Origin of the sequence: Maricaulis sp. (assembly GCF_030149515.1) — a bacterium.
Lineage (GTDB): Bacteria > Pseudomonadota > Alphaproteobacteria > Caulobacterales > Maricaulaceae > Maricaulis.
The window spans coordinates 95,924-108,880 of sequence record NZ_JASBRI010000015.1 but is presented as its reverse complement, the minus strand read 5'-3'; the positions used below and the strand labels follow the sequence as shown (position 1 = coordinate 108,880).

Genomic DNA, 12,957 nt, shown 5'->3' with positions numbered 1-12,957 from the left:
GCATTCTCGCCCTGCAGGGCGGGTGGATCGTGTCCGGGACAAAAAAACACCCCCCGGCGAATGCCGGGGGGTGTTGTTGGGAGTATTCCCGGAGGTCTAGGCCTCGACGCCCGGGAACTCATAGTCCTTGAACATCTCCCGCAGCTTGGTCTTGAGGATCTTGCCCGTGGCGCCGATCGGCATTTCGTCGACGAATTCGATCGCATCGGGCAGCCACCATTTCGGCACTTCGCCGCGCAGGTATTCCAGGATCGAGTCCCGGGTGGCGTCGGACTGTTCGATGCCGTCCTTGACCTGCACGATGAGCAGCGGACGTTCCTGCCATTTCGGGTGCGGCATGCCCACGGCGGCGGCCATGGCGACGTCGGGATGGCCCATGGCGGCATTTTCCAGATCGATGGAGGAAATCCACTCCCCGCCCGTCTTGATCACATCCTTGGACCGGTCGGTGATGGTCATGAAGCCATTTCCGTCCATATGCGCCACATCTCCGGTGGAGAACCAGCCATCTCCGGTGAAACTCTCCGCGCCCGCTCCGCGATAATAGGAGGAGGCGATCCAGGGGCCGCGCACCTGGACATGGCCGGAGGACTGGCCGTCCCAGGGCAGTTCCCTGCCTTCGTCGTCGACGATGCGCATGCCTACGCCGAAGACCAGCCGGCCCTGTTTCAGCTTGATCTTGACGATCTCCTCGCGGTCGAGCCCGTCATGCTTGGGCAGGAGGGCGTTGACCGTGCCCAGCGGGCTCATCTCGGTCATGCCCCAGCCTTGCTGCATGGTTACGCCATAGCGGTCCTCATAGGCCCGCAGCAGCGCCTCGGGCAGGGCGGAACCGCCGATCAGCACGCGCTCGACGCTGTCGATGCGCTTTTGCTCCTTGTCCAGATAGTTCAGCAGGCCGAGCCAGACCGTCGGCACGCCGGCGACATAGGACACTTTCTCACCCTCGATCAGCTCGTGCAGGCTGGGTCCGTCCAGCTGGGCGCCGGGCATGACCAGTTTCGCCCCGCTCATCGGCGCGGCATAGGGAATACCCCAGGCATTGACGTGGAACATGGGCACGACCGGCATCAGATTGCCGCGCGCGCCCACGCCGATGACATCCGAGGCATTGCAGGCCAGGGCGTGCAGCACGTTGGAGCGGTGCGAATAGAGCACGCCCTTGGGGTCGCCCGTCGTGCCGGACGTATAGCAAAGGCCTGCCGCGGCATTCTCGTCGAAGACCGGCCAGTCGAAATCGGCCGGCTGGTCGCCGATGAGTTCCTCATAGGTCTTAGATCTGGTCTGGACTGCGTCGGCATGCGACTTGTCGGTCATCAGCACCCAGTTCTTCACCGACTTGCAGGCCTTGGCGATGCCGTCGATCAGGGGTGCGAACTGCTTGTCGAAGAAGACCGCCTTGGCCTGGGCATGGTCCAGCATCCAGACGATCTGCTTGGGATCGAGGCGCGGATTGACCGTGTGCACCACCGCGCCGACGCCGGAGATGGCATAATAGAGTTCGAAATGGCGGTGGGAGTTCCAGGCGATGGTCGCAACCCGGTCGCCTTCGCGGATTTTCAGCTTCTTCTGGAGCGCATTGGCGAGCTGTTTCGTGCGCTCGTGCGTCCGGGCGTAGTTCTGCCGGTGGATCTGCCCGCTCTCCGGCAGGCGCGTGACGATTTCCTGATCGCCATGGCACTTCGCAGCATGGACAAGAATATCCGAAATCATCAACGGACAGTCCATCATGTGTGCGCGCAAGGTCATGTTTCTCCCCTTATTCAATCGACCGTTCGAGGTTTTGGTGTTTTGCCCAATCAAACGGCCTAAGCGGCGACGGCGCAATCCCTTTGCTCAATCGCGCTGTATTGCCTAAGCGTTTCCGTGACGGCCGGGGGGCCGGATTCGCATGGCTTGCACGAAAGGAACGCCCGACATGCTGCAACAGATCGCCCCTCCGTCCTATGAGAATGTCGCCGATGCCGCGCGCCGGCTGGCGGGCCATGCCGTGCGTACGCCGCTTTTGCGCAACGACCTTCTGGACGACTTGACCGGGGCCCGCATCTTCGTGAAGGCCGAATGCCTGCAGCGGACGGGCTCGTTCAAGTTCCGCGGCGCCTTCAACCGCATTTCCCGCCTGTCCGACGCCGAAAAGGCGCGGGGCGTCATCGCCTATTCCTCCGGCAATCACGCCCAGGGTGTGGCGGCGGCGGCGCGGCTGAACGGCACCAGCGCGAAAATCCTGATGCCGACCGATGCGCCCCGGTCCAAGGTCGACGGTGTGACCTTCTGGGGCGGGGAGGTGATCTCTTTCGACCGGGCCACGCAGAGCCGGGAGGAGATGGGCCGGGCCATCGCCGAAGCCGAAGGGCGTATCCTGGTGCCGCCCTATGAGGACCCTTTCATCATCGCCGGCCAGGGCACGGCGGGCCTCGAGGCGGCCGAGCAGCTGGCGGAATACGGTGCAGGGGCGGACATGGTGATCTGCGGCGCCGGCGGCGGCGGGCTGATTGCCGGTGTGGGGCTGGCCATGCTGCACCATCACCCCGCCACGCAGATCTTCGTCGCCGAGCCGGAAGGCTTCGACGATCACGGCCGGTCGCTGGCCTCCGGCCGGCGCGAGACAAACGACCGTCTGACCGGTTCGATCTGCGACGCCATCATCACGCCCACACCGGGAGAGCTGACCTGGTCGTTGAACGCGCAGCAACTGGCCGGGTCGGCCGCCGTCAGCGACGAGGACGCCCTCGACGCCATGGCCTTTGCCTGGCGGCATCTGAAAATCGTCACCGAACCCGGCGGAATCGTGGCGCTGGCCGCCGTCCTCTCGGGCAAGCTCGACGTAGCCGGAAGGACGGTCTGCGTGTTCGCCACCGGCGGGAATGTGGACAGGGCAATGTTCACGCGGGCGCTGGAGCGCGCTTAGGCGCAACGAACACTCAAGCCACGCGATCTACTGCCAGCCGGACAACAAGCATGTGCTGATTGTCCGTATCCCTGGCGCTCGCCGCATCGAACCCCGCTGGGCGCTTACTCCCCGTCCTCCGCCAGAACCACGACCGGTGCCGAACCCCGCCGCAGATCGCTTTCGATCTCCAGCGGGACAGCCGCGTCGTCGTTAAGGCGTGAGCGGTAAACCTGCAGGTTTTCCATGACGCGCTGAACGTAATTGCGGGTCTCCGAGAACGGAATACTCTCCACCCAGTCGATCGGGTCGACGTCGGGATCGCGCGGATCGCCATAATCCTGGATCCATCGCCGGGCGCGGTGGGCGCCGGCATTGTAGGCGGCCAGGGCCAGCACATAGGAACCGTCGAATTCGTTCACCACGTCGGCAAGATGGTGCATGCCCAGGGTGAGATTGTAGTCGAGATCGTCGGTCAGCCAGTTGAAACGATAGGGCTCGCCGATCTGGCGGGCGGTGGCCCGGGCGGTTGAGGGCAGCATCTGCATCATGCCGCGCGCACCGGCGCCGGATACGGCGTGCTGGCCGAATTCGGTTTCCTGGCGGATCACCGAATGCACCAGCGCATCTTCCGGTCGCAGCGAGGCGACTTGCGGCAGCTCGATCGTGGGATAGGCGCTCTGCGGCAGGATAATGCCGCGCAGGCGCGCCGCCTTGGCCGCACGGACCGACTGGCGGATATAGAGATAATTCGAGGCGAGGCGTGCCAGCAGGACGGATTCGGCCGGATCGGTCAGCTGGTCGTCCAGCCGGTATGAGAAGAGGCGGAAATAATATTCCTCGTCCTGCTCGGCCAGCAGGCGCATGGCCCGGACCAGCGGGCGGGCCTCGAAACGGATGCGTGTCTCTTCGGTCGGCTCCGGGTCGCGTTCGAGCGCCAGGATACTGTCGGCGCCGGTCAGCTGGGTAACGCCCAGCTGGCCGTAATAGGCAGTGGAGTGTTCGCCCGCCTCGGCGTAATAGGCCGCCGCCTCCTCGTGACGGCCCAGCGCGTCGGCGGCCCGGGCCATCCAGTAGGAGCCGCGCGATTGCGACACCGGCGTGGTGACATTGTCGCGCAGCCGCGTGAAGTGGGCGAGGGCATCCTCCGGCCGGTCGAGATGGACCAGGGCCAGCCAGCCCGCCATGAATTCAGCATCCGCGAAGTCCGCGCCCGAGGACAGGCCATGGGCCCGGGCCAGCTGATAGGCGGTGTCGTAGTCCCGATCCCGGATCAGGGTCAGGATCATCAGCTTGCGTTCGGTCCACATCAGTTCCAGCGCGTTCACATTGCCGTAAGCGTCGGGCAGTTGCAGGAGCAGCGGCAGGACATCGTCGCGCAATCCGGCCCGGCGCCTCCAGCGTGCGCGTTCGAAGACCAGGCCCGGGTCGCCCACCATGGAGGCGGGAACGCGGTCGACCGCGCGATCCACCCCGCTCTGCCGCCCGGCCAGGCGCAGGCGGGCATCGGCGAGATCGCGGTTGGTGCCGCTGAGCAGGGGCAGGACGCGGCGGGCCGCTGTGCGCTGATTGGACCAGATCAGATAGTCGATCCGGGCCATGTGATCGGCTTCGCTAAGGCGGTCGCGATGGGTCTGATAGGTGTCGCGCTGTGCATCGAGCGGCAGGTAGTCGCCGCTCCAGGCCTCGCGCAGCAGGGCCTCGCCTTCGTCGACGCGCCCGACCTCGATCAGGGCTTCGGCATAGCTGACCTTGCCGCGGCCGGTGGCCGGAGGGTTGGCCTGGAACCAGTTGACGATGAAGGGGGCTGTCAGCCCGCTATCGTCGATCTTGGATTCGGCTTCCGAACGGATGAAACTGTCGCGCGGCCAGTTGTCGAGTTCGCTGAGGGCCAGATCGAGCTCGAGGAAGGTGGAGCGCGGATCGCCAAGGGCGATGCGCCACAACAGGATATTGCGCGCCGACGTGTCCGTCAGGTCCAGCCGGATGTCGCGGACCGTATCCCAGTCTTCGTCGTCGGCCGCATCGAGGCCGCGGCGGAAGCGGGTGAAGTCGGCATCGGAAAGATACTGCGAGAAATTCACCGGTTCGGGGCGGATGCGCGGCGTGGGCACTTCATCGGCGAAGGCCGGCACGGCGACAGCGAGCAGCGCCAGGACGGAGAGACAACGGGCGATCATGGATCGTGGAACACTTTCTGACCGAGTAGGCCGCCCATCATCGGCCCAAATCCGGCCGACTGTCCAGACTTGACAAGAAGACTTGGCCGTGTCCGCCGCCACCGATATGGTCGCGCGCTCGTTTTGCGGTTTCCGGGATTGAAACATGTTCAAAGGGTCCATCACTGCGCTGGTCACCCCCTTCAAGAATGGGGCCGTTGACGAGGATGCCGTTGCTGCGCTGGCCGAGCGCCAGATCGTGGCGGGCTCGCACGGCCTGGTTCCCTGCGGCACGACTGGGGAAAGCGCCACGCTGACCTTCGAGGAACACATGCGCGTGGTCGAGATCGTGATCGAGACGGCAGGGGGGCGTGTCCCCGTCATTGCCGGCACGGGCTCGAACAACACCGCCGTGGCGATCCAGAACCAGGCCCGCGCGAAGGAACTGGGTGCCGATGCCGGCCTGGTCGTCGCACCCTATTACAACAAACCCAATGCGGAAGGCCTGTACCGGCATTTCCGGGCCATTAGCGAAGCCGTCGATCTCCCGATCGTCGTCTACAATGTGCCGGGGCGTACGGTCGTCGATATTGCCGCCGAAACCGTGGCGCGGATCGCGACGCTCGCGAATGTGGTCGGCATCAAGGACGCCACCGGCGACATGGCGCGTGTGGCCCAGCATCGGCGCCTGATCGGTCCCGATTTCGTACAGCTGTCCGGTGACGATCCGACCGCGCTGGGTTTCAACGCTACCGGTGGTGTGGGTGCGATCTCGGTGACGTCCAACGTGGCGCCCGGATTGTGCGCGAAATTCCAGGAGGCGACCCTGAACGGCGACTGGGAGACGGCGCGGACCCTGAACGACAGGCTTCTGCCTTTGCATCACGCACTGTTTTCCTCCTCCAGCCCGGGACCGAGCAAATACGCCATGTCGCTCCTGGGGGTCATGAATACCGAGCTGCGCCTGCCCCTGACCGAGCCTGACGAAGCTTCGAGAAAGGCTGTGCGCGAGGCGCTGGCGATGGCCGGACTTCTCGAGCCGGCGGACGTGTAGGACACTATGAGCAAGCCGAAGACGGAAACCGGGGCCGTCGCCGTCAACCGGCGCGCCCGGTTCGATTATGAAATCGAGGAGACTTTCGAAGCCGGCCTGATGCTGATGGGCTCGGAGGTCAAATCCCTGCGCGAGGGCCGTGCGAACATCGCGGAAAGCTATGTCTCGCCGGAAAAGGGCGAGATCTGGCTGATCAATGCCGACATCCCGCCCTACGGCCCGGCCAACCGCTTCAATCACGAGCCGCGGCGGCACCGCAAACTCCTGTTGAAGAAGAAGGAGATCGCCCAGCTCACCGGTGCCGTGACCAGGGATGGCCGCACCATTATCCCGCTGCGGCTCTTCTTCAACCATCGCGGCATCGCCAAACTCCAGATCGGTCTGGCCAAGGGCAAGAAGACGGTCGACAAGCGCGAGACCATCAAGCGGCGCGAATGGGACAAGCAGAAATCCCGTCTGCTGAAGAATTTCGGCTAGCGCCGGCGCTCATAGGGTTCGTGGGCGATCAGGTCCAGCGTATAGGCCGCGTCGCCCATCTCGTTGTCGTGCCGGTCGGCACTGAGAACGCCGGTGACCCAGACCGGCGCCCAGACTTCGGCGATATCCACCGGCTCGCCCGTCGTGACGTAGACGATCTGGTTGGGTGGCGGAGGAGGCGTGTGAACGCAGGCGCCGAAATAGGGCACAAGAAGGAATTCCGTAAGCTCGTCGCGGGCCTCGTAGTCCAGCGGCAGGATATAGCCGGGCATGCGTATCGTCTGGCCGATCAGGGCCTCCTCCACATTGAACGTGCCGATCTGCGGCGCCTGGCCGCCGAAATGGTTCAGCTCGGACATGGAATAGGCTGCGGCATAGAGTTCCTCCAGCCGTTCAAGCTCGCCTTCGGGCAGGAGATCGTCCCAATTGATCGTCAGGGCCATATCGCCGGGCCGTTCCTTCGGTACCGTTTCCGGCGATGCCGTCCCGGACGGGGGCTGGGCGCGCAGAGGGGCATTGTCATCGGCCGCCGGGGACCGGTCCGCCGCCCCGGCCGGGGGACCAGGAGGGGAAGTCCCGGATATATCGGCGTCGCAGGCGGCGAGCAGAAGGGCGAAAAGCGGAGCGAGGGCGAGGCGGGGCATGGTGGGTCTCACAGGCGTATGGACAATCCGTCGGCGAGGGCGTTGCGCTGGGCGCGCCAGGCCGGCCAGCTGCCCAGGACCGCGGCGGCCAGGGTGACCGCGGCCAGCACGCCGAGATCGGTGAGGCCGGGACCGGCCTGTCCCAGATCTAGGCCGTAGCGGCGCATTACCCGGGCGGAAACGGCAAGGAAGGCGAGATTGACCGCCAGGATGCCCGCGAGCGCACCGGCGAAGGCGATGGCGGCGGCTTCCAGCGTCATCAGAGCGAAGATTTCCTGCGGTCTGGCGCCGATCGCCCGCAGCACCGCCATCTCCCGCCGGCGTTCGTTGAGTCCGGCCGAAAGGGCGGTGAGAATGCCGGAGAGTCCGACGAAAACGATCAGGACGGAGATCGCGCGGAGTGCGGTTTCCCCCGCCCCGATCACCCGCCAGAGCTGGCTGAGGGCCACGCCCGGCATCACCGCGCTCAGCGCCTCGCCGCGATAGGTGTTGATCTGGCGTTGCAGGCTCAGCACCCGGATCGGGCTGTCCGTGCCCACGAGGATGGCCGTGACGCTGTCGGGCTGAAGGCCGGAGCCGCCGGTTGCGGCCTGCGCGCCGGATCGCGCAACCCCGCTGTCCCAGCCCGCATGAATCGCTTCGAGACTTTCCAGCGAAACCAGTACCGACCGGTCGACGGGCGTGCCGGTGGCAGCGAGAATGCCTGTGATCTGGAAGGGGTGTCCGGTGTGCTCGGCAAAGCTGACCTCGCCGATCCCGTGCGAAAGCGTGATCTCGTCGCCCAGGCCATAGCCCAGCCGCCGGGCCGTCTCGGCGCCGATCACAGCCTGATAGATGCCGTCAAATCCCCGCCCGTCGGCAAAGCGGAGGGCCTGCCGCCGGCCGTAGCGATAGCGATCGAAATAGGCCGGCGTCGTGCCGACGACGCGATAGCCGCGATGCGAGTCGCCCAGTGAAACCGGCACGGTCCAGGCGACGCCGGGGGCCGTGGCGACACGTTCGTAGCTGTCCCAGCCGATATTCGCCGTCGGATCGCCAAGGTGAAAAACCGAGTAGAGCAGGAGATTGACCGCGCCGCCCCGGGCACCGACCACGAGATCCGTGCCGGAAATCGTGGCGTGGAAACCGTCGCGTGCGCCGGTCCGGATTTTCTCCACGCCGAGGAAGAGCATCACGCTGAGTGCCACCGAGAGCACGGTCAGGCCGACCGAGACGCCGCGATTGAGAAGGCTTTTGCGGGCCAGCCGGGTGAGGGGCGCACTCATGCCGCGATCGCCATGCGATTGATGTCGCGCAGATCGACATGGCGGTCGAAGCCGGCCGCCAGCGCGGTATCGTGGCTGACAAAGAGGAGGGCGGCGCCGGTGCGGGCGCATTCGCTGTTCAGCAGATCGATGAAGCCGTCGCGGCTCTCCCGATCGAGCGCGGATGTGGGCTCATCGGCGATGATCAGGCCGGGATGGCCGATCAGGGCCCGGGCTGCGGCCACACGCTGCTGCTGGCCGATGCTCAGCGCGGTCGCAGGCTTTCCGAGTGTGGTTTCATCCAGGCCGAGAACATCCAGCAGGCGCCGGGCTTCGGTTACCGGTGTCTGGCCGGTGCGGCGCACGCGTTCGGCGCGCTGCGGCGAGAAACGCAGCGGCAGCAGGGTATTCTCCAGCGCCGACAGGTAGGGGACCAGATTGAAGAGCTGGAAGATGACGCCGATATGGGCCGCGCGGTGGGCATCGCGCCGGGCCGGGCTCATGCCGCCCACCGGATCGCCGAGTATCGCAACACGGCCCTGCTGGCAGGGCGTGATCCCGGCGATCAGGCCGAGCAGCGTGCTCTTGCCGCTGCCGCTGGGTCCCGCCAGAAAGACCCGTTCGCCGGCCGCAACGTGAAAGCGGTCGATCCGAAGGATATCCGCCTCGCCGGGCCAGGCGTGGCGCAGGGCCCCGATATCGATGGCGGCAGGATGGGCGGGTCTGCCAGGCATCATCGCAGACGCGCTGCCGGGGCCGTGGCGGAGAGTTCGAACCCGGTCTGCCGGTCCGGGGCGACGAACACGCCATCTATGTCCTCGAAGCGCCGGAAACGGGCGAAAAGACCGGTCTCCACGCGTTCGATGCGGCCGGGACGGGCGCACCGGAACCGATAGGTCACCGACACGTCGTGATGGGCCTCGTCGGCCGCGTCGTCATGTGCGTCATGGCCGAACGGGCCCGCAAGTATCGCGCTGCCGGACGGATCGCACGCGGCCTCGCGATTGAAGCTGAGCGCGCGGCCCGTATCGAGCAGGTGGCGATGCGCGGCCGCGATGATCCCGCGTTCGGTCTCGTCGCGGGGCGCGCGCTCGAAGCCGTAGATTGTGTCGGCCGGTACGACCAGTTCGGCAACGACATCACCATCTGCACTGGCGGCGATGCCGATTGTGCCGGTGCCGTGAACATGGCCCCCGTGCTGGGACGCGGCGACGGCTGCGAGGAAGGAGAAAAGCGCTGGAACAGTCATGACGGCCGGATTTGCACCCTTCTGCTGTGTTATGTTGTAACGTTTATCGCTACGTTATTATATAACTTATCCGGGCGCTCAAGCGCGCTTTCATTGAAATTCCGTCATAAACCCGGCGTGCGAGGGCGCGTCTGCTTGCAGGGAGACAGGTTAATGCGGACACGCGACATTGTGGGGATCAGCCTTTCCGGAGCCTGCCTTGTCCATTGCTTGGCCCTGCCGGTACTTGTGTCCGCAAGCCCGGTGCTGGCCTGGGCCGAAGCCGAATGGGTCCATGTGGCGCTCGCCCTGGCGGCCTTGCTGGTGGCCCTGGCGGCCATGCGCCGCTGGCCGTCCGGTTGGCTGGGTGCCGGTCTGCGCGGGCTGGCACTGACGGGGCTCACTCTCTTGTTCTACGGGGCATTGGCGGAGATCGGCGAGACGTTCGAGCGTTGGGTCACAGTCATCGGCGCCTTGGCGCTTTCGGCGGCGCATGCCCTGGCTTGGGGAGCAAGCGCAGGCGCACACAGGCATGCCGGCACCGCCGACGATTTCTAGGCCGACACGCTCTCCGCCACCTCGACGGCAAAGCGTTCGCGATAGGCTTGCGGCGTGATGCCCAGTTGCCGGGCAAAGGAGCGGCGCATGCGCTCGTCGTTCCCGAAACCGGTCTGCACCGCCACGGTCTTGATGCTGACCGCCGGGTTTTCCAGCATGGCGCGGGCCGCTTCCACCCGCATCTGCTCCACGGCTCGGGCCGGGGTGTGGCCGGTCTCTTCGGTGTAGAGCCGGGCGAAATTGCGCGGGCTCATGCCGCAGCGAGCGGCCAGCGCGTCCACGCGCAGATCTGCGGTGAGATTGTCCCTCATCCAGAAATGCAGCGCGTCGAACCGGCCGGAGACCGAGCGTGTCTGCTGTTTCAGGGCTTCGGAGAACTGGGCCTGACCGCCCGGCCGCTTCACATAGACCAGCATGTTGCGTGCCAGCTCCAGTGCCAGATCCCGTCCCTGGTCGGTCTCCACCAGGGCCAGGGCGAGATCGATGCCGGCGGTGACGCCGGCCGAGGTCCACACACCGTCATCCTCGATGAAGATCGGGTCGGGATCGATCTCGGCCTTCGGACAGGCCTCGGCCAGGTCCTTGCAGCGCTGCCAATGGGTCACCGCACGGCGGCCGTCCAGCAGGCCGGCCGCGCCCAGCAGGAAGGCGCCCGTACAGGTCGAGGCCACCCGGCCGCATTTTTCCGAGGCGCGCTGGATCGCGGCCAGAAGGCGGTTGTCGCGGCTGGCCGTATAGACGCCATTGCCACCGCACGCGATCAGCGTGTCGGCCGTGTCCAGGCCCACACCCGCCAGCCGGCGGGTATTCAGCAGCACACCGGTATCCGTCGTTACCGGTCCGCCATAGAGCGAGGCCAGCGTCGTGCCATAGGCCGGCCGGCCCAGCAGTTCATTGGCGTCGGAAAAGACCTGCAACGGCCCAGTCACATCGAGGAGTTTGACCCCGTCATAGGTCAAGAAGGCGACGTGGCGGTCGATCAGATCGGGTTTGGCAGAAAAAGCGGGCATTGCGTCATTTGCGCCATTTTGGGGCTGGCCTAACAGGCGGAGTCAGCACGCAGCGAGGTGAACACCGATGCCCGCACTAGAAAGCGAGACGGTCGCAAATGCAACATGCTCCTGGTCCGGAAAACCGGTTCGGAGCGACAGTCTGACACGATACCGGGGACGGCTCGTCGGCTTCTGCAATCCTGGTTGCCGGGACAGGTTCGAGGCGGCCGCTATGGCCTTCGAAACGGCCATCGGGCCGGATGAAGCGGCAGGTGCCGGGAAGGGGGCCGAGAATGCTGTCAGATGTTGATAACCCGCAAGGTCAGACGGTTAACCCTTTTGCAGGCTGGCTTGCGGCAGGAAGCCTCGATGCCACGCGCGATGTGCTCCGGGGCGCAAATTCTGACATTGTTAACAGGCGTGTCGCGCCGGCCTTGCCGGCCGGGGAGACGGCGGCACGTGTGGCAGGGATCGAGCTGGCGCGGCCCGTGGGCCTGACCGCGGGCCGCCATGCCGCTCAGCCGGCATCGAGATAGGTACGGATATCCGCGAAGACGGTTTCGAACATGGCTTCGGTGAGACGGCCGGTATTCGTGTTGTAGCGCGAGCAGTGATAGCTGTCGAAGAGGCGGACGGGTCCGTTCGGCCCACGCAGGGGCGCCGTCGCACCATGGCCGAAGGCCGCGTCCTTCATCCGGTGACCCAGGGCTCGCAGCGTGTTGTCGTGGGATATCTTGCCCAGGCAGAGAATCGCTTTCAACCGGGGCAGGGCGGCAATGCGCGCCGTCAGATAGGGACGGCAGGCATTGGCCTCGGCCCCGACCGGCTTGTTCTCCGGCGGCACGCAGCGCACCGCATTCGTGATCATCGCATCGACGAGTTCCAGCCCGTCGTCCGGCCGGCCGTCATAGGTGCCGCGCGTAAAGCCGAACTTGCCCAGCGTGGCGTACAGCAGATCGCCTGCCCAATCGCCGGTAAAGGGCCGGCCGGTACGGTTGGCGCCGCGCAGGCCCGGCGCCAGGCCGACGACCAGCAGGCGGGCAGTCCCGGGTCCAAAGGATTCCACCGGCGCATTGTGCCAGTCAGGATGGGCCCGGGCCGTGTCCTCGCGGAAGGCCACCAGACGCGGGCAGAGCGGGCAGTCTAGCGGGGCTTCGGCAGGCACGCGTGCGTTCACGCGCCGCCTCCATCGCGTCCGATCATGGCTTCCAGATCGGCCAGTTCGATGAAGGTGTTGGCAGCGCGGCGCAGATCGTCGGAGATCATCGAGGGCGAGGTCTTCAGCGAAGAGACGACGCTGACCCGCGCGCCCTTGGACTGGGCTGCCCGGACGGCGCGGCTGAAATCTCCGTCGCCGGAAAACAGGATGATGTGATCGAGATAGGTGGCTGCCTCGAGCATGTCGACGGTCAGTTCGATATCCATGTCGCCCTTGATTCGCCGGCGCCCGCCTTCGTCGGTGTATTCCTTGGCCGGCTTCGTGATGACGGAGAAACCGTTATAGTCCAGCCAGTCGACCAGCGGGCGCAGCGGATTGTAGTCCTCGTGCTCCAGCAGGGCCGTGTAGTAGTTGGCGCGGATCAGCTTGCCGCGCTTGCGAAACTCGTCGAGAAGGCGTTTGAAATCGATGTCGAAATCCAGCGCCTTGGTGGTGGAGAACAGGTTGGCACCGTCAATAAAGAGACCGATCCGCTCGTCGGGATAAAAGGCCATC

General features: G+C 65.7%; 14 protein-coding genes. 5 read left to right on the top strand and 9 right to left on the bottom strand.

Going from position 1 to position 12,957, the window contains the following annotated elements:
• Positions 1–96: 96 nt before the first annotated feature.
• The gene (locus Q1U94_RS07020) at positions 97–1,749 is read right to left on the bottom strand and encodes a long-chain-fatty-acid--CoA ligase (RefSeq protein ID WP_300542969.1); all 1,653 of its coding nucleotides are present in this window, start codon (positions 1,747–1,749) and stop codon (positions 97–99) included.
• Between the two features lie 169 nt (positions 1,750–1,918).
• Between Q1U94_RS07020 and Q1U94_RS07015 the strand changes: the two genes are divergently transcribed.
• Entirely contained in the window at positions 1,919–2,908 is a 990-nt protein-coding gene (locus Q1U94_RS07015; protein WP_300542968.1) for a threonine/serine dehydratase, read from the top strand.
• A 104-nt stretch (positions 2,909–3,012) separates the two neighbouring features.
• Here Q1U94_RS07015 and Q1U94_RS07010 read toward each other — a convergent pair whose 3' ends face one another.
• Positions 3,013–5,067, bottom strand: coding sequence for a lytic transglycosylase domain-containing protein (locus Q1U94_RS07010; protein WP_300542967.1), 2,055 nt, complete (start codon positions 5,065–5,067; stop codon positions 3,013–3,015).
• A gap of 145 nt (positions 5,068–5,212) precedes the next feature.
• On the opposite strand from Q1U94_RS07010, the gene dapA reads away from it, so the two are divergent.
• Positions 5,213–6,100 carry a 4-hydroxy-tetrahydrodipicolinate synthase gene (dapA, locus tag Q1U94_RS07005; protein ID WP_300542965.1) on the top strand — a complete coding sequence of 296 codons (888 nt, stop codon included), beginning with the start codon at positions 5,213–5,215 and terminating at the stop codon, positions 6,098–6,100.
• Positions 6,101–6,106: 6 nt separating this feature from the next.
• Positions 6,107–6,577, top strand: a complete 471-nt coding sequence (gene smpB / locus Q1U94_RS07000) for an SsrA-binding protein SmpB (protein WP_300542963.1) — start codon at positions 6,107–6,109, stop codon at positions 6,575–6,577.
• On the opposite strand, the gene Q1U94_RS06995 is transcribed toward smpB, so the two are convergent.
• The 4 genes from Q1U94_RS06995 to Q1U94_RS06980 form a co-directional block, all read right to left on the bottom strand.
• Positions 6,574–7,020 (bottom strand): DUF3299 domain-containing protein, encoded by a 447-nt coding sequence (locus Q1U94_RS06995; RefSeq protein WP_300542961.1) that lies wholly within the window; start codon positions 7,018–7,020, stop codon positions 6,574–6,576. The two genes, smpB and Q1U94_RS06995, sit on opposite strands and share 4 nt — an antisense overlap.
• A gap of 209 nt (positions 7,021–7,229) precedes the next feature.
• A complete protein-coding gene (locus tag Q1U94_RS06990; RefSeq protein ID WP_300542959.1) occupies positions 7,230–8,486 on the bottom strand; it encodes an FtsX-like permease family protein in 1,257 nt (418 codons plus the stop codon).
• Complete coding sequence (locus Q1U94_RS06985; RefSeq protein WP_300542958.1) at positions 8,483–9,202, bottom strand: ATP-binding cassette domain-containing protein; 720 nt, start codon at positions 9,200–9,202, stop codon at positions 8,483–8,485. Before Q1U94_RS06985 ends, Q1U94_RS06990 begins: the two co-directional genes overlap by 4 nt.
• Complete coding sequence (locus Q1U94_RS06980; protein ID WP_300542957.1) at positions 9,199–9,714, bottom strand: DUF2796 domain-containing protein; 516 nt, start codon at positions 9,712–9,714, stop codon at positions 9,199–9,201. The genes Q1U94_RS06985 and Q1U94_RS06980 overlap by 4 nt, the downstream gene beginning before the upstream one ends.
• 153 nt (positions 9,715–9,867) lie before the next feature.
• On the opposite strand from Q1U94_RS06980, the gene Q1U94_RS06975 reads away from it, so the two are divergent.
• Positions 9,868–10,251, top strand: a complete 384-nt coding sequence (locus Q1U94_RS06975) for a MerC domain-containing protein (RefSeq protein WP_300542956.1) — start codon at positions 9,868–9,870, stop codon at positions 10,249–10,251.
• On the opposite strand, the gene Q1U94_RS06970 is transcribed toward Q1U94_RS06975, so the two are convergent.
• On the bottom strand, positions 10,248–11,261 hold the full coding sequence (locus tag Q1U94_RS06970) for a GlxA family transcriptional regulator (RefSeq protein ID WP_300542955.1): 1,014 nt from the start codon (positions 11,259–11,261) through the stop codon (positions 10,248–10,250). The two genes, Q1U94_RS06975 and Q1U94_RS06970, sit on opposite strands and share 4 nt — an antisense overlap.
• Positions 11,262–11,328: 67 nt before the next feature.
• Here Q1U94_RS06970 and Q1U94_RS14115 point away from each other — a divergent pair, with 67 nt between their 5' ends.
• A complete protein-coding gene (locus Q1U94_RS14115) occupies positions 11,329–11,553 on the top strand; it encodes a glutathione S-transferase (RefSeq protein WP_366917269.1) in 225 nt (74 codons plus the stop codon).
• A gap of 207 nt (positions 11,554–11,760) precedes the next feature.
• Here the strand turns inward: Q1U94_RS14115 and Q1U94_RS06965 are convergent, their stop codons facing one another.
• Entirely contained in the window at positions 11,761–12,420 is a 660-nt protein-coding gene (locus Q1U94_RS06965; RefSeq protein ID WP_300542953.1) for a uracil-DNA glycosylase, read from the bottom strand.
• Positions 12,417–12,956: an NYN domain-containing protein gene (locus Q1U94_RS06960; protein ID WP_300542952.1), complete on the bottom strand. Its 540-nt coding sequence runs from the start codon at positions 12,954–12,956 to the stop codon at positions 12,417–12,419. Before Q1U94_RS06960 ends, Q1U94_RS06965 begins: the two co-directional genes overlap by 4 nt.
• Between the last annotated feature and the right edge of the window lies 1 nt (position 12,957).

Excerpts from the sequence above, each read along its gene's own strand:
- Q1U94_RS07020 (WP_300542969.1), bottom strand. The coding sequence starts at position 1,749 with ATGACCTTGCGCGCACACATGATGGACTGTCCGTTGATGATTTCGGAT.
- Q1U94_RS07015 (WP_300542968.1), top strand. The coding sequence starts at position 1,919 with ATGCTGCAACAGATCGCCCCTCCGTCCTATGAGAATGTCGCCGATGCC.
- Q1U94_RS07010 (WP_300542967.1), bottom strand. The coding sequence starts at position 5,067 with ATGATCGCCCGTTGTCTCTCCGTCCTGGCGCTGCTCGCTGTCGCCGTG.
- dapA (WP_300542965.1), top strand. The coding sequence starts at position 5,213 with ATGTTCAAAGGGTCCATCACTGCGCTGGTCACCCCCTTCAAGAATGGG.
- smpB (WP_300542963.1), top strand. The coding sequence starts at position 6,107 with ATGAGCAAGCCGAAGACGGAAACCGGGGCCGTCGCCGTCAACCGGCGC.
- Q1U94_RS06995 (WP_300542961.1), bottom strand. The coding sequence starts at position 7,020 with ATGGCCCTGACGATCAATTGGGACGATCTCCTGCCCGAAGGCGAGCTT.
- Q1U94_RS06990 (WP_300542959.1), bottom strand. The coding sequence starts at position 8,486 with ATGAGTGCGCCCCTCACCCGGCTGGCCCGCAAAAGCCTTCTCAATCGC.
- Q1U94_RS06985 (WP_300542958.1), bottom strand. The coding sequence starts at position 9,202 with ATGATGCCTGGCAGACCCGCCCATCCTGCCGCCATCGATATCGGGGCC.
- Q1U94_RS06980 (WP_300542957.1), bottom strand. The coding sequence starts at position 9,714 with ATGACTGTTCCAGCGCTTTTCTCCTTCCTCGCAGCCGTCGCCGCGTCC.
- Q1U94_RS06975 (WP_300542956.1), top strand. The coding sequence starts at position 9,868 with ATGCGGACACGCGACATTGTGGGGATCAGCCTTTCCGGAGCCTGCCTT.
- Q1U94_RS06970 (WP_300542955.1), bottom strand. The coding sequence starts at position 11,261 with ATGCCCGCTTTTTCTGCCAAACCCGATCTGATCGACCGCCACGTCGCC.
- Q1U94_RS14115 (WP_366917269.1), top strand. The coding sequence starts at position 11,329 with ATGCCCGCACTAGAAAGCGAGACGGTCGCAAATGCAACATGCTCCTGG.
- Q1U94_RS06960 (WP_300542952.1), bottom strand. The coding sequence starts at position 12,956 with ATGGCCTTTTATCCCGACGAGCGGATCGGTCTCTTTATTGACGGTGCC.